Raw genomic sequence first — 19,490 nt, 5'->3', positions numbered from 1 at the left:
ACAACGGTTCCGCGAAAGAGGTGGCCGACCGGCGAGGCGTTCGGATTCGACAGGTTGTTAGCGCCCTGATTGCGCCACTCACGTGCCGGGCCGCGCGGGCGGGGCGTCATGTCCTGAAACGCTGGACGCGCTACAGGGGCCGGCGATCCCCTCGAACCGATGCCATTCTATGTCTTCTCGTACCAGTCGTCCCACTGCGCTTCGGTTCGCGCGTAGCCGTGGCGCGAGAGCAGATCGAAGATCTGCCGTCTCTGGTCCGTGAAGTTGTGCTCGACCGTGATGAGCCGGATATCCCATTCGTCGAAGGGGAAGGCCGCCAGGATTTCGTATTCGCTGCCTTCCGTGTCGATGCTGAGATAGTCGATCCTGCGCGGCGCTCCCTCTGACAGCAGAAAGTCGTGCAGCGAGATCGTCGTCAGCTCGGCCGTCGCACCCTGCCGGCGGTACGCCTCGCGCTTGTTGGCGTGCTGATCGCTCTCCGCGTGTTGCGTGAAGCCCCCATAGGCATCCGCAAAGATGAATTCGACCCGCTTGCCCGTTCGGTCCGAAATGCAGGCCTCGGAGATGCGGCATCGACGGTTCGCGCGCAGGTCCGCCAGGAACGCGGGATTGGGTTCGGCACAGATCCCGTCCCATGCGAAATCCGTCTCGAGCATGTAGGTATTGCTTAACAGAACGCCGTCCGTCGCGCCGAACTCCACGAAGAAACCACCGCGCTTGTAGCCTGTGCGTTCGAGAACCCACAGTTCCTGCCCGAGTTGAGAGGTCGCGCGCCGGCGCACCTCGTCGGTCTCGATGGCATGTGCGTCTTCTCGTTCCGGCTGCGGCTCGGGTCGCGTGCCGATCTGACCGCGCCGAAGGGCGATCGACAGTTCGTGCCGGAGCAACTCGAGTTCGCTTTGCAGGGTCCTGACCTTCGGATCGTCTTCAGCGCGTTGCTCGGCCGCAGCGTCGAGATCGGCCTCGATCATGCCGGCGGCATCTGCCAAGAGGCCGAGCCGTGCAGCTTCGCGCATGTGACGCTTGAAGACGTCGAGCCTCGCGACGCCGTCGGGCTCCAAAAGGCGGAGCGCTGCCTCGAAATGAGCGCGCGCCGCGGACTGGTCGCCCGCCGCGCAACAGGCGGCGCCGAGCGAATCGCGCAGGCCCGACAACAGCAGACGGCTTCGCTCTTGTCCTGATGCACCAAGCTCCGCCGCCCGCGCCAGCAAATCCTGGCACGCACTCGCCTCCTGCTCCCGGAACGCGCTTGCGGCGGAGAGCAGCAGAAGATCGACGTCATCTGCATGCTCCGTAACGCCCTTTGCAGCCCTGCGCTGCAATTCCGGCCAGTCGCCCGCGCGCCAAAGATCGCGTGCCGCCGTCGCGGCAGGAGACGTTCCGCGCGCCGTCGCTTTCGAGCGCTTCCCGGCTTTCGCCAGGGCGGCGTTTCGGCCCTTGGCGGTCTTCGAGACCTTCTTCTCGCGTTTGCGGCTCTTCGCCATCGTGTCGCTCTTCAGCCGTCGTCGCGCAGAAGAATGCGCTCCAGCAGATCCATCTGCCCTTCGAAGCGGTTCAGCTCCTGGCGCATCGCCTGGAGGCGCATCTCCTTTTCTTCGATGGCGGCTTCCAGTTCCTCGACGCGCTGCTGCAGGGCAGCGTTCTGCCTTGCGAGACTGTCGGCATGCTCGGCCAGCGGGTCGAGCGCGAGTCGCAGCCGCGGAAAGTCGGGATCGTCGTCGTCACGCTCCTGCACGCGGTACCCGGCCTCCCCGAGAAGGCGCAGCAATCCTTCGGCGGAGTCGCTCTGGGGCCAGTATGCCTCTTCCGGGGCGCGCAGGAGAATATGCCAAAACTGCCGTGTGAGCCCGGCCGAGATCAGCGCCCTGACAACCTGCGCGGCGCTCGACGGCGCATCGATGATCAGAAGCCCGGGTGGATGCGAATCGTCCTGCCGCGCAGCTTGGGGAAAGCACTCCGACAAGAGATCTGCGGCATCCCGTGTGCTGACCACGGGACGCGCGGTTTCCTTCAGCCCGGGCAAAAGCTCCTCGAGTCCCTGCGGCGGCTTCAGCCCCGACAGGCACGCCATGTTGTAGACATGGAAGGCGGCCCTCTGCGCGGGTCCCTCTGTCACGGCGACCGGCAGCACCCGGACGCGTGTTTCTCCTGCGGCGCCGCGTTCGAGATCGGCCAGGGAGACAGGATCCGGCTCCACGGCGATCACGGACCCGGCCCCTGTTTCGAGACAGGCCTTAAGGTCGGCCCCGCTTCCCGCCCCGATGTGCAGGATGACGGAGAGCGGCGTCGTCGAGCCGATCGTGGCGATACTGTCCGTCCAGTCCTCACTCATCGATCGCCTTCCCGGGTGAATGCGCGGCGGATGAAGCCGAAGGGACCCGACGTGACAGGGCGTCGCGCCAAGTCGAGGGCGGACTGGAGTTCAGCGATCCTGTGCTCCTTGTCCGAAATCTGCGCCGCTTGCGCTTTCATCTTGGAGTCGAGGTCACGGACACGCGCCTCCAGCGCCTCGCGTTTCTGCGTGAGCGCCTCGGTCTCGGCGTGGCGGCGAGACAGCTCTTTCTCCCGTCGGGCGAGTTCGCGTTCCGCGTCTTCTGCCCGGAAGAAATGCGCCTCGAGCTCCTCGCGCAGGTCATGCAGCTGTTGCAGCTGATCCAGAAGCTGCGCCTTCTCCCGTTCCGCGTCGCGCAACTGGACCTGATGGCTCTCCAGGCCCTGGTTCAGCTGCTCGTTGATCCGCTCGAGGCGTCGGCGGTCCTCTTCGCTCTTCGCCAAGTCGTCGCCGCTCTCCGCGAGCTTTTCGTTCGTCTCCCTGAGTTCTTCGCGCAGCTGGCTGTTTTCCTCGTCGGACAGTTCGACCTTGTCGCGAAGCTCAGCGGCCTCTGCTCGAGCGGATTGCACGTCGTTCTGCAGGCGCGCCGTCTGTTCGTTGCTCTTCGCCAAATCCTCGCCGAGACGCCGAACCTCTGCGCGCAGCTGGCTGTTTTCCTCGTCGGACAGTTCGACCTTGTCGCGAAGCTCAGCGGCCTCTGCTCGAGCGGATTGCACGTCGTTCTGCAGGCGCGCCGTCTGTTCGTTGCTCTTCGCCAAATCCTCGCCGAGACGCCGAACCTCTGCGCGCAGCTGGCTGTTTTCCTCGTCGGACAGTTCGACCTTGTCGCGAAGCTCAGCGGCCTCTGCTCGAGCGGATTGCACGTCGTTCTGCAGGCGCGCCGTCTGTTCGTTGCTCTTCGCCAAATCCTCGCCGAGACGCCGAACCTCTGCGCGCAGCTGGCTGTTTTCCTCGTCGGACAGTTCGACCTTGTCGCGAAGCTCAGCGGCCTCTGCTCGAGCGGATTGCACGTCGTTCTGCAGGCGCGCCGTCTGTTCGTTGCTCTTCGCCAAATCCTCGCCGAGACGCCGAACCTCTGCGCGCAGCTGGCTGTTTTCCTCGTCGGACAGTTCGACCTTGTCGCGAAGCTCAGCGGCCTCTGCTCGAGCGGATTGCACGTCGTTCTGCAGGCGCGCCGTCTGTTCGTTGCTCTTCGCCAAATCCTCGCCGAGACGCCGGACCTCTTCGCGCAGCTGGCTGCTTTCCTGGTCGGACAGTTCGAGCCTGTCGCGAAGTTCGGCGGCCTGCGCTTCGGCGCGCCGCGCCTCGGCATAGCCCTGCTCGGCCTGTTCCTGAGCATGCAGAAGCTGGTCCATCAGGACGGCTTCGGCTTGCGCGGCGGACCGGCGCGTCTCCTGATAGCGTTGGAAGGTACTGTCCGGATCCTCCTGTCGTGCCAGAAGACCCTCCCCGCCGAGATTCGGCGCACTGGCTTCCAGCTCTCCCGCCAGGGCGCGGGCTGCAGGCGTCTTCGCCAGCGCCTCTGCGGCGAGCAGTTGAAGAACCGGATCCCTCGGGTCCTCCGGAGGCGCCGGCGGGGCCGGCGTCGCTTCGTTCAGCGGAGGCAGGGCCAGATGGCGCCGCAAGCCCTCCGGATTGCGAACGATCATGTCTGTGGAGGCGACGGTCGCACGCCGACGATTGCGGCGAAGGAGCCGGAGGACGTCACGGATTTCGGCTTCCCAGCGCGAGAGTCGCTCCGTGGGCGGGATCCCCTCCGCCATGCCCTCTGCGAGGACAGCGAGCGGGGCGTCGCAGACGAGCAGAAGCCGGGCCTGCGGGTTGCCTCCAAGCCGGTCCTCCGCTTCGGCGAGGTCGGAAAGGGTCTCGGGCGGCGTCTCGTCCATCAGGAGCTTGCAAAGGTAGGCTTCGACGTGTTCGCGCATGCCCGACGGCTGGAGCCAGACCATGAGCGGAGCCGGCGCTGCGCCGTCCGGAGCATGCCATGCGTCGGGAGGGGAGACCGGCTGCATGCCTCGGCTCATGTCCTCGTGTCGCGGTGCCGCGCGATGGCGCGTCTCATTCGCCATAGTTCAGAAAACGCGCCCGGAACCTCTGCGGCTTCGGGTGGCGCGCCAATACGCGGACGAGAGCGCGGACGGGCGCGGTGAGCTTCCATGAGGTGCTTTCGAGCATCGAAAGATGCGCATGCTCCAGTTGCGCGGCGTAGGCCACCACGTCGTCGTGACGCTGCTGCAACTCCGCGATCCGGGCGTCGGCGGCCTCGCGGCGCTCCTCGAGCATCTCCGTCAGACGCGCGATCTCTTCGAAGCGGGCCTTTATTTCGGACTCGAACCTCTTGTTCTCGCGCTCGGCCGCGTCGGTCGCCGAGGCCGCCTCGGCCTTCCGTCTCTCGAGCTCCTGGCGCAGCCGGCCGAGGTTCACCGCCATCGAGGTATTCTGAGCCAGGAGACGTTCGTAGCGCGCCTGCAACTCGGCAGGATTGGCCGGATCGACCACAGATTCCGCCGGTTCCGCGGCGCGCTTCGATGCCTGCGTCGCATCGCTGCCACCTGCCTGACCGTTCCGCACGTCAGCCTGCCCCGCCATGTCGTCCCTCGCGTTCGACGCCCAGGAGTTTTCCAGCCTTGCCCCGGCAAGTGCAAGCCCGCAACCGTGGGAAAGCAGGAATCGCCTTCGCTGCTGAAGCAGGGTGCGACCTCACTCCCCGAACCCGCGCCGTCCCACCGCCGCATAGGCGGTGAAGCCGGCGTCGCGTGCGGCGTCGGCGGAGTAGACGTTGCGCAGGTCGGCGAGGCGGGGGGTGGCCATGCGGCCCGCGATATCGCTGAGGTCCAGGGCGCGGAACTCGTTCCATTCCGTCAGGATGACCAGCAGGTCGGCGCCCTCGGCGGCCGCATAGGGGTCGTCCTGCCAGTCCACCCCGGGCAGCAGCGCCTCGCCCTCCCGCCGGCCCTGCGGGTCGGTCACCCGAACCCGCGCGCCGCCGCCCACCAGCGCGGGCACGATGGTGAGCGCGGGCGCCTCGCGCATGTCGTCGGTCTCGGGCTTGAAGGTGACGCCCAGAACCGCCACCGTCCGGCCGTTGAAGCTGCCGCCGCAGAGATCGAGCAGCTTCTCGACCATCCGCCGCTTGACCTCCTCGTTGATCTTGATGACCGCCTCGGTGATCTGCAGCGCCATGCCGTGCTCCTGGCCGATGCGGGCGAGCGCGCGGGTGTCCTTGGGAAAGCACGACCCGCCGAAGCCCGGGCCGGCGTGCAGGAACTTGTTGCCGATGCGATTGTCGAGCCCCATGCCCTTCGAGACCTCGCGCACGTCCGCGCCCACCCGCTCGCAGAGCGCGGCGATCTCGTTGATGAAGGTGATCTTGGCGGCGAGAAAGGCGTTGGCCGCGTATTTGATCATCTCGGCCGATTCGAGGTCTGTCACCACGATCGGGAACTCGCGCAGGTAGAGCGGGCGGTAGATCTCGGACATCACCCGCGCCGCGCGCTCGCTCTCGACGCCCACCACCACGCGGTCGGGCTTCATGAAGTCGTCGATCGCCGCGCCCTCGCGCAGGAACTCGGGGTTGGAGGCCACGTCGAAGTCGAGCGCGGGGTTCGCAGCGGCCACCACCTCACGCACCCTGCGGTTGGTGCCCACCGGCACGGTCGACTTGGTGACGATCACCACGCCGTCGGGCGCGGCGCGCGCGATCTCCTCGGCCGCGGCCATGACGTAGGAGAGATCGGCATGCCCGTCGCCGCGCCGCGTGGGCGTGCCCACCGCGATGAAGACCGCCTCGGCGCCCTCCAGCGCCTGCGCCAGATCGCGCGTGAAGCGCAGCCGCCCGCCCTCGACGTTGTGCGCCATCAGCCGGTCGAGCCCCGGCTCGTAGATCGGCACCTCGCCGCGCTCGAGCCGCGCGATCTTCTCCGCGTCGCGATCGACGCAGACCACCTCGTGCCCGAAATCCGAAAGACACACCCCCGAGACGAGCCCCACATACCCCGTCCCGATCATCGCGATCTTCATGTGTAGCGTTCCTTGCCTGCGCTTCGGGCCTTCTGTGCCAGATGCCCCGAAGCGTCAAGTCGCGGTCGGGTGCATCCCGCCATGATGCGGTTTCGCGCTGTCGAAGACTTCGGGGCGGCGGGCGCGGCGCTCGGTCCAGGGGCGCGGGCGGCTTGTCCTGCGGCGCACTGCGGCTGTGTTACCGCCGCGCGTATCTGTCCTCGTAGCGCACGATGTCGTCCTCGCCGAGATAGCTGCCCGTCTGAACCTCGATCAGGACCATCGGAACCTTTCCGGGGTTCTCCATCCGGTGCACGGCGCCCAGCGGGACATAGACGGACTCGTTTTCCGCGACGAGCCGGACCTCGTCGTTCACCGTCACGCGCGCGGTTCCCTCGACGACGATCCAGTGCTCGGAACGATGGTGATGCGACTGAAGGGAGAGAGACGCGCCGGGATGCACGCAGATGCGCTTGACCTGGAAGCGGTCCCCGATGGCCAGGCTCTCGAACCATCCCCAGGGGCGGTGATCGATCGGGAACTCCGTCGCCTGTCGGGCGCCTTGCGCCTTGAGCGCGGCGACGGCCTCCTTGACGCGTTGCGCCTCGCTCTTCTTCGCCACGAGAACGGCGTCCGGCATGGCGACCGCCACCACGTTCTCTAGCCCGATCCCGATGATGCGCTGGCTTTCCGCCTCGCTTCGCAGCAGGGTGTCGCGGCAATCGATCGCCGTCGCGCCCTCCGAAGCGACGTTGCCGGCCGCGTCAGGGCCCGATTCGAGCCAGACGGCATCCCAGCCGCCGAGGTCGGACCAGCTCTCGCCGAAGGGCATGACGGCGAGGTTGCCGGCTTTCTCCATGATCGCGTAGTCGATCGAGGTCTCGGCGAGTTTCGCCCAGGGCTCGGCGGCGAGCCTGGTGAACCCGAGATCCGCCTCGGCGCCGGCGAGCGCCGCGCGGGCTGCGTCCAGCATTTCAGCGGCATGGGCGGCGTAGGCCTCGAGGATCGCCCTCGCGGTGAAGAGGAAGATTCCCGCGTTCCACAGAAACCGTCCCGAGGCCAGCATCTCGGCCGCGCTGTCGGGATCGGGTTTCTCGACGAAGCGCGCGATGTTCTGGGGTTGCGTGGCCTGCGCCGAGGCCCCGGGGGCGAGTTCGAGGTAGCCGTAACCGGTCTCTGGCCGCGTCGGCCTGATGCCGAAGGTCACGAGATCGCCGTCACGGGCGCGCGGAACCGCTGCCGCGACCGCAGCACGAAAGGCTTCCGCGTCCGGGATGACGTGATCCGAGGGTGCGACGAGCATGAGCGCCTCGGGATCGCGGTCGGCGGCCCAGAGCGCGGCCACCAGCACCGCCGGGGCGGTGTTCCGCCCGTCCGGCTCGATCAGGATCGCCTGCGGCGCCTGCTCGACCCCGGCCAGCTGCTCGGTCACGATGAAGCGGAACGCATCGGCGGTCACGACCACCGGCGCGGCGTATCCTTCGCCGGACAGCCGCCGCGCCGATGCCTGGAAAAGACTCTCCTCGCCCATGAGGCGGACGAACTGCTTGGGATAGGACTTGCGGCTGAGCGGCCAGAGGCGGGTGCCGGATCCACCGCAGAGCAGGACGGGAATGATCGTCGCAGGTTCCAAGGTCAGGCCCATATGCAACTCACGGCGAACGCCCGGGAAGTTGTCGAGGAAAGCACGAGGCTTTTCCGGGCATCGAAAGTGTCACGGCAAACTACTGATAGGGCAGTCGAGCCCGCCCCGCCAGAAGCAAAAGGCTTGTCGTCCGGCCGCGCGGCGGGACGCACACAGGTCGGCCGACGACCGCGACGGGTGGCTGCGCGACCAAGGCTGATCGCCGCCGTCCCGGCGCGACAGCGCGCGCCGGCCGGCGTATCTCGGTTTCGTCGATCAAGCCCGCGAGAGCGGCAGTGCGGCTCGGGGCGTGTGCCCAGCCAGGCCTCGGGTGGCGGCGTGACGCGGCGTTGAGGGCGTCGGCTGCCGAAATTCGCGGCACGCGATGGCGCCGTCACGCGGCCCAGCGAGCGAAAGCCTATCAAATGATTTGACCGATTGGTCTGAACCTGTTTCGCTGCCGCAAGGGAACCTCGGGAGACGCATCTTGGCCGACCTCGATCTGGAGGCGCTGGCCGCGCTGGAGCGCAAGGCGCTCTGGCTCAGCGCATGGACGATCCACAACGCGAATCATGTCCGTCCCAACCCGGACGGTCTGAAGGTCGGCGGGCATCTGGCGAGCTGCGCCTCGATCGCGGCGATCATGACGGCGCTCTATTTCCGCGTGCTGCGCCCGGAGGACCGCGTCGCGGTCAAGCCGCACGCCTCGCCCGTTTTCCATGCCATCCAGTATCTTTTCGGCAACCAGACCCGCGAGCATCTGGAGAACTTCCGCGGCTACGGCGGCGCGCAGTCCTATCCGAGCCGCACGAAGGACGCCGACGACGTCGATTTCTCGACCGGGTCGGTCGGCCTCGGCGTGGGGATCACCGCCTTCGCCTCGATGGTTCAGGACTACGTCCGCGCCCGGCCCGACTGGGCGGCGGGCGGGCGGCCCGAGGGGCGGATGATCGCCCTGGTGGGCGATGCCGAGCTCGACGAGGGCAACGTCTTCGAGGCCCTGCAGGAGGGCTGGAAGCACGACCTGCGGAACTGCTGGTGGATCATCGACTACAACCGGCAGTCGCTCGACGGCGTGGTGCGCGAGGGGCTGTCGAAGCGCCTGGATGCGATTTTTTCCGCCTTCGGCTGGGACGTCGTGCTCATCAAGTATGGCGCGCTGCAGCGCGCGGCCTTCGGGGAAGAGGGCGGCGAGGCGCTGCGGCGCTGGATCGACGACTGCCCCAACGCGCTCTATTCGGCGCTGAGCTTCCAGGGTGGCGCGGCCTGGCGCAAGCGACTCGAGGCCGACATCGGGCGCGAGTCGGGGGTGCAGAAGCTGCTCGACCGGCGCAGCGACGCGGAACTCGGCCGGCTGATGTCGAACCTCGGCGGGCATTGCCTGGCCACGCTGGTCGAGACCTTCGAAGGCATCGACCACGATCGCCCCGTGGCCTTCCTCGCCTACACGGTGAAGGGATGGGGCACGCCGCTGGCCGGGCACAAGGACAATCACGGCGGGCTGATGACCGCGAAGCAGATGGAGAGCTTCCGCGCCGAGATGGGCGTGCCGGAGGGGCAGGAGTGGGCGCCTTTCGCGGGCCTCGATGTTCCCGAGAGCCGCCTGCGCGCTGTGATCGAGCAGGCGCCCTTCAATGCGCGCGGCCCGCGACGGTGGCAGAGCGCCAAGGTGCCGGTGCCCGCGCTCGCGCCGCCCGAGGACCGCGAGACCTCGACCCAGCTCGCCTTCGGCAAGATCCTGCACGAGATCGCGGGCGGCGACAGCGATCTCGCGTCGCGCATCCTGACGACCTCGCCCGACGTGACCGTTTCCACCGGCCTTGGCCCCTGGGTCAACCGCCGGGGCCTCTTCGCGCGTTCCGAGATCGCCGACACCTTCAAGGAAGAGCGTGTGCCCTCGACGCAGAAGTGGCGGTTTTCGCCCCGGGGTCAGCACGTCGAGCTCGGCATCGCGGAGATGAACCTCTTTCTGCTTCTGGGCGCGGCGGGCCTGTCGCATTCGCTCTTCGGCGAGCGGCTTCTGCCGGTCGGCACGCTCTACGACCCCTTCGTGTCGCGCGGGCTCGATGCGCTGAATTACGCCTGCTACCAGGACGCGCGCTTCCTGATCGCGGGCACGCCCTCGGGGATCTCGCTGGCGCCGGAAGGCGGCGCGCATCAGTCCATCGCCTCACCCCTGATCGGGATGAGCCAGGACGGCCTCGCCGCCTTCGAGCCCTGCTTCACCGACGAACTCGCGGTGATCATGGAGTGGGCCTTCGACTACATGCAGCGCGACGGCGGGCGCGACCCGGACGAGCGCACCTGGCTCCGCGACGAAACCGGCGGATCGGTCTACCTGCGTCTGTCCACCCGCAGCATCGAGCAGCCCCGGCGCGAGATCGACGAGACCTTCCGGCAGGGGGTCGTGGACGGTGCCTACTGGCTGCGCGCGCCCGGCCCCGGCTGCGAGGTGGTGATCGCCTATCAGGGCACGGTCGGGACCGAGGCCATCGCGGCGGCGGGCCTGATCGGCGAGGACCGGCGCGACGTGGGCGTGTTGGCCGTCACCTCCGCCGACCGGCTCAACGCCGGCTGGCAGGCGGCGCAGCGGGCACGGGCGCGCGGGCAGATCCAGGCCCTGAGCCATGTCGAGCGGCTGTTGCAGGGCGTGCCGCCGCATGCGCGGCTCATCACCGTGATCGACGGGCATCCGGCGACGCTCAGCTGGCTGGGGTCGGTGCACGGCCACCGCACGGCGGGCCTGGGCGTCGAGCACTTCGGGCAGACGGGCCGCGTCGACGACCTCTACCGCCACTACGGCATCGACCGCGGGGCCATCGCGGCCATGGCGCAGAGCATCGCGCCGGGCCGTCCCGTGCGTCTGGCGGGGTCGGCATGAAACGCTATTGGTCCGACTACACGAGCGAGGCGTTCTCCCGCCTCGACCGCGAAAGCCTGGTCGCCGTCCTGCCCATCGGCGCGACCGAGCAGCACGGTCCGCACCTGCCGATGAAGGTGGATGCCTGCGTGGCCGGGGCGGTCGTGGACCGGCTGGCGCGCAAGCTGCCCGAAGAGAGCCGCGTGCTCTTCCTTCCGGTGCAGGCCATCGGCAAGAGCAACGAGCATCTGCGCTATCCTGGCACCCTCACCCATTCCGCCGAGACCCTCACCGCCATGTGGTGCGAGATCGGCGCCTGCGTGGCGCGGGCCGGCGTGCGCAAGATGGTGCTGCTCAACGCCCACGGCGGCAACATCCCCGTCATGGAGACCGTCGCGCGGGAGTTGCGCGTGCGGCATGACATGCTGGTCTTTTCCGTCAACTGGTTCGGGCAGGGGATGCCCGAGAGCGCCTACCCGCCCGAGGAGCTGCGCCACGGTATCCACGCCGGGGACATGGAGACCTCGGTGATGCTGGCGCTCGATCCCGATAACGTGGCGATGGAGAAGGCCAGGGATTTCCGTCCGCTCAGCCGGGAATGGGAAGAGGGCTATCGCTACATCGCGCTCGGCGGCGGCGCGAAGCCCGCCTGGCAGGCGCAGGACATGCACCCCGAGGGCGCCTGCGGCAACGCCGCCGCGGCCACGGCCGAGAAGGGCGCGGCGACGCTCGACTTCGCCACCGACCGGCTGGTGGAGCTTCTGGCCGAGGTGGAGCGCGCGCCGCTGTCCTGGGTGGAGAGGGCGCCGGCATGGTGAGCGAAGCGACCGCGCAGAAGGCGCCTGCCGAGGACGCGCCGGTCCTGATCCGCATGGACGGGGCGAGCAAGCAGTTCGCCAACGGCACCGTCGCCGTGCGCGACATGAACCTCGACATCCGCGAGGGCGAGTTCATCAGCTTTCTCGGCCCCTCGGGCTGCGGCAAGTCCACGGCGCTGAAGATGATCGCGGGGCTTCTGTCGATCTCGGCGGGCGAGATCACGGTCAACGGCCATCCGCCCGGCAAGGGGCGGGAGCAGGACATCGGCTTCGTCTTTCAGGAGGCGACGCTGATGCCCTGGGCCACGGTCTTCGACAACGTGTTCCTGCCCCTCCGCATGAAGGGGATGAAGAAGAAGTACGCGCGCGACGAGGTCGAGGAGGCGCTGGCCTCGGTCGGTCTGTCCAGCTTCTCGGGCGCCTACCCCCGGCAGCTCTCGGGCGGGATGAAGATGCGTGTCTCGATCGCGCGGGCGCTGGTGACGAAGCCCAAGCTGCTGCTGATGGACGAACCCTTCGCCGCGCTGGACGAGATCACGCGCTTCAAGCTCAACAACGACGTGCTGGAGCTCTGGGCGCGCCACGGGCTGACGGTGATCTTCGTCACGCATTCGGTCTTCGAGAGCGTCTATCTCTCGAACCGGGTCGTCGTCATGGCGGCGCGGCCCGGACGCGTGTCGCGGGTCGTCGACCTGCCGGGCGGCTATCCGCGGACCGAGCATTACCGGACAACCCCCGAATACGCCGAGAACTGCCGCATCGTGAGCGCGGCGCTCGAGGAGACGATGGACAATGTCGACATCGACCACTGACCTTACCGCGCCCGTGGCGGACGCCTTCGAGGATCCCGCCGCCGAGATGAACGCGGCCGTCGAGCGCGCCGCGCGGCGCGAGCGCCGGATGCGGGTGCTGATGCCGGTAGCGGCGCTTCTCTCGGCGCTGGCGCTCTGGGAATTCCTCGTCTGGTACAACGAGGTGCCGCATTACCTCATCCCGGCCCCGAGCCTGATCGCGCAGACGCTCGTGACCGACTTCGGCACGCTGATGACCTCGATGTGGTTCACGGTGAAGCTGACGCTCGTCTCGCTGTTGCTGGCGATCGTGGGCGGCGTGGCTCTGGGGATGCTCTTCGCGCTGTCACGCACGGTCGAGGTCAGCCTCTTTCCCTTCGCGGTGATCCTTCAGGTGACGCCGGTCATCGCCATCGCGCCGCTCATCCTGATCTATGTGCACGACACCTTCTCGGCGCTGCTGATCTGCGCCTGGATCGTCGCCTTCTTCCCGATCCTGTCGAACACGGCGATCGGGCTGCGGAGCGCCGACCACAACCTGCGCGACCTCTTCACCCTCTATCGCGCGACGCCGTGGCAGCGGCTGCGCTACCTGCTCGTGCCCTCGGCGCTGCCCTATTTCATGGCGGCGCTGAAGATCGCCGGCGGCCTCGCGCTCATCGGGGCCGTGGTGGCGGAGTTCGTGGCCGGCACGGCGGGGCAGAACACAGGGCTCGCCAGCCGCATCCTCGAGTCGAGCTTCCGGCAGGAGATCCCGCGCATGTTCGCGGCGCTCTTCCTCGTCTCGCTGCTCGGCGTCGTCATCTTTCTCGCCACCAGCTTCCTGTCGAAGGCCGTGCTGGGCCACTGGCATGAAAGCGAGATCAAGCGCGAGGCGTGATGCGGGACGACGGCACATCCATTCTCGACGGCGTCCGCATCGCGGGGCGCGAGGGCCACTGGCGGCTGTCGGCGGAGGGCGGGCGGCTGGCGCTCGCACCCTCGCAGGCGACCGGCGGGGGAGTCGTCCTGCCGCTCATGGCCGATGCGCATGTGCATCTCGACAAGACCTACACCAGCGCCCGGATGCCCGGGCGGCCCGCCACGCTCTTCGACGCGATCGAGATGATGGGCCGCGAAGCCCTGAACTGGACCGAGTCGGATCTGCGCGCGCGGGCGACGCTGGCGCTGGGCCGCGCCCATGCGCATGGCACGGGCGCGATGCGCAGTCATGTGGACTGGACCACGCCCGGCGAGCCGCTCGCCTGGGGGGTTCTGAACGACCTCGCGCAGGACTGGCGCGGGCGCGTGGAGCTGCAACTGGCCTCGCTCTCGCCGCTCGACCTGCTGGCCGAGGCGGGGGAGGAGATCGCCCGCCGCGTGGCGCGGGACGGCGGCGTGCTGGGCGCCTTCGTCTATCGCAACGAACAGCTTTGCGAGAAGGTGGCGCGGGTCTTCGACCTCGCCGAGCGGCATGGGCTCTCGCTCGACTTCCATGTGGACGAAGGGCTGGAGCCGGAGGCCCGGGGCCTCGACGCGATCACGGAGGAAACGGGGCGGCGCGGCTTCGGCGGCCGGGTGCTTTGCGGGCACGGCTGCGCGCTCTCGGTCCGGCCGGAGTACGAGAGGCGCGCGGTGCTGGATCAGGCCGGCGCGGCGGGGCTGACGCTGACGGTTCTTCCCACCACCAACATGTGGCTGCAGGACAACCGGCCGGGTCGGACGCCCCGCCTGCGCGGACTCGCTCCTTTCATCGAAGCTCGGGCGGCGGGCGTCGAGATCCTCTTCGCTTCGGACAACGTGCGCGACGGGTTCTACCCGCATGGCGATTACGACATGGCCGACATATTCCGCGCGGCCGTGCTCGGCGCGCAGCTCGAACCGGAGGACTGGCTCGGCGCCGTCACGACCGAGGCTGCCCGATGGTGCGGCGCCGTGCAGAGCCTGGAGGACGGCGGCCCCGCGGATTTCGTCTGGCACGACGCAGCGGACCTCGACGATCTGGTGAGCCGTCCGCGCGCCGCCCGGCAGGTGTGGCGCCACGGCAGGGCCCTGGAAGGAGCGACCCCATGAACAAGCCCGACACACCGGAACGCGTGATCGACTGGCCGGCCTTCCGCGCCGAGATCGAAGGCATCCGGGTCTACGACGACCCGAAGCAAGTGGAACTGCGCTCGCGCGACTACTTCTGGTATTCGCCAATCCTGAACGAGCAGCTCGACGGCGTGACCGGCGATCTGGTGGTGCTGCCGCAGGATCAGGACGAGGTGAAGCGCGTGGCCGCCGCCGTGGCGCGGCACCGTATTCCGCTCACCATCCGCGGCGGCGGGACCGGCAATTACGGGCAGTGCGTGCCGCTCGAGGGCGGCGTGATCCTCGACCTCACGCGTCTCGACAAGATCGTCGAGATCGGCGAAGGCCGCGTGCGTTGCGAAGCGGGTATCCGCATCTCGCGCCTCGACGATGCGGCGCGCGAGACGGGGCAGGAGCTGCTGATGTATCCCTCCACGCGGCAGATGGCGACGATCGGCGGCTTCCTCGCCGGCGGCTCGGGCGGCATCGGCTCGCTCCGCCACGGCATGCTGCGTGACCCGGGCAACGTGACCTACGCCAAGGTCGTAACCGTGGAGCGCGAGCCGCAGGTGATCGAACTCCACGGCGACGAGATCCAGAAGGTGCAGCACGCCTACGGCACCAACGGTATCGTCACGGAGCTGGAACTGGCGCTGACGCAGGCCACCGACTGGCTGCACTGCGCCGCGTTGTTCGACGGCTACGACACCGCGCTGCGATTCGCGCAAGGCGCGCAGGAGGAGGGGTTCGACTGCTATCTTCTCACCACTGTCGAGCGCCGCTTTGCGCCTTACTACCGCAAGTTCGGCGACCTCTTTCCCGAGGATCGCGACGCCGTCTTCGCCATGGTCGCGCCGGACGAGATGGATCGCTTCCGCGAAAAGGCCGAGCGCATGGGCGGGCGCATCTCCTTCGCGATGACCAAGCCCGAGATCCGCGAGGCCGGATTGCAGCCGGCCTACGAATGCGGCTGGAACCACACGACGCTTCAGGCTCTCAAGGCGGACAAGGGCTGGACCTATCTTCAGGTCGCCTATCCGCAGCCCTTCGACCCCGACCTCGTGATGCGGCAGATGGCGCGCTACGGCGACGAGATCTACTGGCACCACGAGATGGCCCGCATGGGCGGGCACATCCAGATCTTCGCGCTGCCGCTTGTGCGGTGGCGCGGAAGGCAGGCGATGTACGATCTCATCGCCGAGCTCGAGGAAAAGGATGGCTGCACGATCTTCGACCCCCACGCCGTCACGATCGAGGACGGCGGGATGAAGGAGATCGACACCGCGCAGATCGAGTTCAAGAAAAGGGCCGACCCCTACGGCCTGATGAACCCGGGCAAAACCCGGGGCTGGACGGCCGAGATGGCCAGGCAGGACTGAGCGACCAACATGGGAGACCACGAATGAAACATCTACTGACGGCAGTGATCGCGGCCACATTCGCCACCGCCGCGACGGCGCAGGACGGCGAGCTCGACAAGGTGGTAATGGGCACCAACTGGCTCGCGCAGGGCGGGCACGGCGGCTTCTACCAGGCGCTGGCCGACGGCACCTACGAGGACTACGGCCTCGATGTCGAGATCATGATGGGCGGGCCGCAGATGAACAACCGCCCCATGCTGGCGGCCGGGCGGCTGGACTTCCTGATGGCGGGCAACCTGCTTCTCTCCTTCGACAACGTGCGCAACGACATCCCCACCACCGTCGTCGCCGCCTTCTTCCAGAAGGATCCGCAGGCGCTGATGGCGCACGCCGGTCAGTACGAGGATTTCGAGGCGCTGACCGAGGCGCCCACGGTGCTGATCTCGAAGGACGGGCAGTTCAGCTTCTGGCAGTGGCTGACCTCGGCCAAGGGCTTCCGCGACGAGCAGCTTCGCCCCTATGGCTACAACCTCGCGCAGTTCCTCGGGGACGAGGCGATGGTGCAGCAGGCCTACGCCACGGCAGAGCCGATCTATGCCGGGGCGGAGGGCGCCGAGGTGGATGTCTTCCTGCTCGCCGACCAGGGCTGGAACACCTATTCCACCACCATCGAGACGCGCGCCGAGCTTGTCGAGAACGACCCCGATCTGGTGCAGCGCTTCATCAACGCCTCGATCGAGGGCTGGTACAACTTCCTCTACGGCGACCGGACGGCCGCCTACGAGGCGATCATGGAGGCCAACCCCGACATGACGGTCGCGAAGCTGGAAAAGGAGATGGCCCAGTTCCAGAAGCTGGAGATCATCGATTCCGGCAATGCCCTCGAGAAGGGCATCGGCGCGATGAGCGAGGAGCGGATCGCGGCCTTCCACGACCTTGCGGTGGAGGCCGGTATCATCGAGGCGGGCGAGGTGGACCTGTCGAAGGTCGCCACCACCCAGTTCGTCAACAAGGGCCACGGCCTCGAGATCAAGCAGCGCCTGATGAGCAACTGAGCGGCGCATGGCCCGCGCCTTCGGGCGCGGGCCGGGAAGGGACGCGGACGTGCGGGTTCTGATCGTCTTCTGCCATCCGAGCGAGCAGAGCTATGGCGCGGCCCTTTTCGCCAGGGCGCGCCGCACGCTCGAGGCGGCGGGCCACGAGGTGGAGGTCATCGACCTCTACCGCGAGGGCTTCGATCCGGTGCTGAGCCCCGAGGACTGGAACGTCTATCTGTCGGAGACCGACATTCTGATCGCGCGGGTGCAGCGCCATGTGGACGCCCTGCGCCGGGCCGAGGCGCTGGTGATGGTCTTTCCCACCTGGATGTATGGCCCGCCCGCACTGCTCAAGGGCTGGATGGAGCGGGTCTGGCTGCCCGGCGTGGCCTTCGAGGTTCCGGAGGGCAAGAAGAAGCGTGCGCGGGGCTTGCTCACCAACATCCGCAGCTTCACCGCCATCACCACCTCCGGCTCTCCCTGGTGGTGGCTTCGGTTGATACGTGATCCGGGGCGGTCGATGCTGACACGCGGTTACCGGGTGTTGTTCCACCCGCGGTGCCGTGTGCGCTGGCTGCAACTGCACGACATGAACCACGCGAGCGACCGGGACAGGCAGCGGTTCCTCGCGCGCGTCGAGCGTCGTCTGGCGCGGATCTGATGGGTTCGGAGAAGAGCGACATGAATCTCGTCCGACGCCGCCGCGAGGAGATCCGCCGCGCCATCCTCGACGCGGCCATCCGCGAGTTCGCGAAGAACGGTCTGGCCGGCACCTCGACGCAGGCTCTGGCAGCGGCGGCGGGGCTCACCAAGGCGCAGCTGCACTACTACATCTCGTCCAAGGAGGAACTCTACGAGGAGGCGCTCCACTTCATCGTGCGCGAATGGCGGACGATCTTCTTCGTCTCCGCGGGGTCCGACGACCCGGCCGAGACCATCGCCTCCTACATCGAGCGCAAGATCCGCCACGCGCTCGACCACCCCGAGGTGTCCCGTCTCTTCGCCAACGAGGTGGCCCGCGGCGCCTATGTTCTCTCGCGGCACTGGGGTGAGCTGAAGCAGGCGGTCGAGGAGGCCTCGGGCGTGATCGAGGGCTGGATCGCGGCGGGCAGGATCCGCCCCGTCGATCCGCTGCTCTTCCAGATGAACATGTGGGCCGTGACCCAGCATTACGCCGAATACGAGGCGCAGGCGCGCCACCTGCTCGGCGTGCCGGAGGGAACGCCGCTCGACGCCGAGCGCATCATCGCCGAGGCGCAGGACATGTTCCTGCTGCGCTGCGGACTGACGCCGCCGGCGCGCTGAGCGACGGGCGGCCCTACTCCGGCAGCGCGGCGCAATGCGCGCCGCCCGACCCCTGCCCCGAACCCAGCGCGAAGAGCGGCGGTGCGCCGTAAGGGTCGAGCTCCGCCGTGGCGAGATCGAAGGCCGCGAGCGCCAGCAGCGCGGCGACCGCGAGCCCGGCCGTGAGGCGGCGGGTCATCGCGGCCCCTCCAGACCCAGCGCCGGGCGCAGCCGGAGGCCCGCAGCCGACCCCGCGAGCGCCGCCGCGAACCAGACCCAGCCGTGCAGGCTGCCGGTCGAGATCCCCGAGAAGAAGGCGCCGACGTTGCAGCCGAAGGCCAGGCGCGAGGCGTAGCCCATCGCGAGCCCCGCAACGGCCACGGCGACCCAGGCCCGCAGCGGCAGCCTCGGCAGGGGGGCCGAAAGCCCTCCGGCACGCCAGGCCGCGACAAGGAAGGCCCCCGCGATGATGCCGATGTTGGTGAGCGATGTGACGTCGGTGAAGATGCTGGCCCCGAGCCGTTCGACGTTGCCCGGCGCGGCCCAGAAGGCCGAGGCGGAGAGATCCACGCCAAGCGCCGCGGCGCCCTTGGCCGCCCAGAGCCCCAGGCCATAGACCACGCCCCAGGGCTGTCCGGCCACCGCGAGGTTGGCGAGCGCCAGCGCCGCCACTGCGAGCGCCGCGGCGACCAGCCGCCGGGGCAGGCGTCGCGCGCCGGGCGCCGCGATCCACAGCAGCGCCGCGGCGACCGCGCCCAGAAGCGCGAGCGTGACGAGAAGCCCCTGCGTCCCCTCCAGCACCACGAGCGGCAAGGTGCCGAGGTCGGTCCACCACAGCAGATGCCAGGCGCCCGCGAAGCTGCCCAGGGCGAAAAAGGGCAGCGCCAGCAAGCCGACCGGGTTGCCGGAGCCGGCGTTGACCAGCGTGCCAGAGCCGCAGCCGAGCACCACCTGCATGGCCGCGCCGAAGACGAAGGCGCCGCCGACCATCGCCCAGCCCACCGGCGCATGCGCCCCGATGATCTCTCCGTCGCCCTGCGAGACGAGCGGGATGGCGACGACCGCGACCAGGGCGATGGCCAGAAGCTGCGCGAGAACGCCCGCAGGCTCCCGCCGGAGCAGGAGCGCCCGCCACGGTCCCGCGAAGCCGAAGCGCAGACCCTCCAGCGCGACGCCGAAGCCCAGGCCGATCGCGAGCAGAAGCCCGTAGCGCGCGCCGGCCGTCGCGGCCACCGCGAGGACGACGAGCGATGCCGCCCCGATCAGGGCGGCGCGCCTCGGGTGTGGGGCGGCCCGAGCCGCCCCGTCGAGTGTGCTCTGAGCCATCCTCAT

Annotated in this window: 17 protein-coding genes; 9 read left to right on the top strand and 8 right to left on the bottom strand. The window is 68.5% G+C overall.

Annotated features, from left to right (window positions below; all coding sequences use genetic code 11):
• Nucleotides 1-167: 167 nt before the first annotated feature.
• The 6 genes from DRV85_RS11645 to DRV85_RS11620 all read right to left on the bottom strand — a co-directional run bounded on the left by DRV85_RS11645 (nucleotide 168) and on the right by DRV85_RS11620 (nucleotide 7,976).
• Complete coding sequence (locus tag DRV85_RS11645) at nucleotides 168-1,484, bottom strand: FkbM family methyltransferase (protein ID WP_113289640.1); 1,317 nt, start codon at nucleotides 1,482-1,484, stop codon at nucleotides 168-170.
• Nucleotides 1,485-1,495: 11 nt separating this feature from the next.
• Nucleotides 1,496-2,206, bottom strand: a complete 711-nt coding sequence (locus tag DRV85_RS11640; RefSeq protein WP_147238837.1) for a hypothetical protein — start codon at nucleotides 2,204-2,206, stop codon at nucleotides 1,496-1,498.
• Nucleotides 2,207-2,328: 122 nt separating this feature from the next.
• The gene (locus DRV85_RS11635; protein ID WP_233495488.1) at nucleotides 2,329-4,344 is read right to left on the bottom strand and encodes a coiled-coil domain-containing protein; all 2,016 of its coding nucleotides are present in this window, start codon (nucleotides 4,342-4,344) and stop codon (nucleotides 2,329-2,331) included.
• Nucleotides 4,345-4,390: 46 nt separating this feature from the next.
• Nucleotides 4,391-4,921, bottom strand: coding sequence for a hypothetical protein (locus DRV85_RS11630; RefSeq protein WP_113289637.1), 531 nt, complete (start codon nucleotides 4,919-4,921; stop codon nucleotides 4,391-4,393).
• 111 nt (nucleotides 4,922-5,032) lie between these two features.
• Nucleotides 5,033-6,352: a UDP-glucose dehydrogenase family protein gene (locus tag DRV85_RS11625; protein ID WP_113289636.1), complete on the bottom strand. Its 1,320-nt coding sequence runs from the start codon at nucleotides 6,350-6,352 to the stop codon at nucleotides 5,033-5,035.
• 178 nt (nucleotides 6,353-6,530) lie between these two features.
• Nucleotides 6,531-7,976, bottom strand: a complete 1,446-nt coding sequence (locus DRV85_RS11620) for a mannose-1-phosphate guanylyltransferase/mannose-6-phosphate isomerase (RefSeq protein ID WP_113289635.1) — start codon at nucleotides 7,974-7,976, stop codon at nucleotides 6,531-6,533.
• A 466-nt stretch (nucleotides 7,977-8,442) separates the two neighbouring features.
• On the opposite strand from DRV85_RS11620, the gene DRV85_RS11615 reads away from it, so the two are divergent.
• From DRV85_RS11615 to DRV85_RS11575, 9 genes are read left to right on the top strand one after another with little or no spacing between them, the layout of a single operon-like run.
• Nucleotides 8,443-10,836, top strand: coding sequence for a transketolase (locus DRV85_RS11615; protein ID WP_233495487.1), 2,394 nt, complete (start codon nucleotides 8,443-8,445; stop codon nucleotides 10,834-10,836).
• Nucleotides 10,833-11,633: a creatininase family protein gene (locus DRV85_RS11610; RefSeq protein WP_113289633.1), complete on the top strand. Its 801-nt coding sequence runs from the start codon at nucleotides 10,833-10,835 to the stop codon at nucleotides 11,631-11,633. Before DRV85_RS11615 ends, DRV85_RS11610 begins: the two co-directional genes overlap by 4 nt.
• Entirely contained in the window at nucleotides 11,627-12,445 is an 819-nt protein-coding gene (locus DRV85_RS11605; protein ID WP_113289632.1) for an ABC transporter ATP-binding protein, read from the top strand. The genes DRV85_RS11610 and DRV85_RS11605 overlap by 7 nt, the downstream gene beginning before the upstream one ends.
• Nucleotides 12,426-13,304 carry an ABC transporter permease gene (locus DRV85_RS11600; protein ID WP_233495486.1) on the top strand — a complete coding sequence of 293 codons (879 nt, stop codon included), beginning with the start codon at nucleotides 12,426-12,428 and terminating at the stop codon, nucleotides 13,302-13,304. The genes DRV85_RS11605 and DRV85_RS11600 overlap by 20 nt, the downstream gene beginning before the upstream one ends.
• Nucleotides 13,304-14,476 carry an amidohydrolase family protein gene (locus tag DRV85_RS11595; protein WP_199525914.1) on the top strand — a complete coding sequence of 391 codons (1,173 nt, stop codon included), beginning with the start codon at nucleotides 13,304-13,306 and terminating at the stop codon, nucleotides 14,474-14,476. Before DRV85_RS11600 ends, DRV85_RS11595 begins: the two co-directional genes overlap by 1 nt.
• Nucleotides 14,473-15,855: an FAD-binding oxidoreductase gene (locus DRV85_RS11590; RefSeq protein WP_113289631.1), complete on the top strand. Its 1,383-nt coding sequence runs from the start codon at nucleotides 14,473-14,475 to the stop codon at nucleotides 15,853-15,855. The genes DRV85_RS11595 and DRV85_RS11590 overlap by 4 nt, the downstream gene beginning before the upstream one ends.
• A 23-nt stretch (nucleotides 15,856-15,878) precedes the next feature.
• A complete protein-coding gene (locus tag DRV85_RS11585; protein ID WP_113289630.1) occupies nucleotides 15,879-16,892 on the top strand; it encodes an ABC transporter substrate-binding protein in 1,014 nt (337 codons plus the stop codon).
• 7 nt (nucleotides 16,893-16,899) lie between these two features.
• Nucleotides 16,900-17,535: an NAD(P)H-dependent oxidoreductase gene (locus DRV85_RS11580; protein ID WP_199525912.1), complete on the top strand. Its 636-nt coding sequence runs from the start codon at nucleotides 16,900-16,902 to the stop codon at nucleotides 17,533-17,535.
• A gap of 20 nt (nucleotides 17,536-17,555) precedes the next feature.
• On the top strand, nucleotides 17,556-18,179 hold the full coding sequence (locus DRV85_RS11575) for a TetR family transcriptional regulator C-terminal domain-containing protein (protein ID WP_199525910.1): 624 nt from the start codon (nucleotides 17,556-17,558) through the stop codon (nucleotides 18,177-18,179).
• 13 nt (nucleotides 18,180-18,192) lie between these two features.
• Here the strand turns inward: DRV85_RS11575 and DRV85_RS19390 are convergent, their stop codons facing one another.
• Nucleotides 18,193-18,357, bottom strand: coding sequence for a hypothetical protein (locus tag DRV85_RS19390; RefSeq protein WP_199525908.1), 165 nt, complete (start codon nucleotides 18,355-18,357; stop codon nucleotides 18,193-18,195).
• On the bottom strand, nucleotides 18,354-19,484 hold the full coding sequence (locus DRV85_RS11570) for a YeeE/YedE thiosulfate transporter family protein (protein WP_113289628.1): 1,131 nt from the start codon (nucleotides 19,482-19,484) through the stop codon (nucleotides 18,354-18,356). The genes DRV85_RS19390 and DRV85_RS11570 overlap by 4 nt, the downstream gene beginning before the upstream one ends.
• Nucleotides 19,485-19,490 lie beyond the last annotated feature (6 nt).

It is taken from the genome of Rhodosalinus halophilus (genome assembly GCF_003298775.1).
GTDB lineage: Bacteria > Pseudomonadota > Alphaproteobacteria > Rhodobacterales > Rhodobacteraceae > Rhodosalinus > Rhodosalinus halophilus.
Note: the sequence above shows the minus strand (reverse complement) of the source record. Positions and strands in the feature narration are given on the sequence as shown.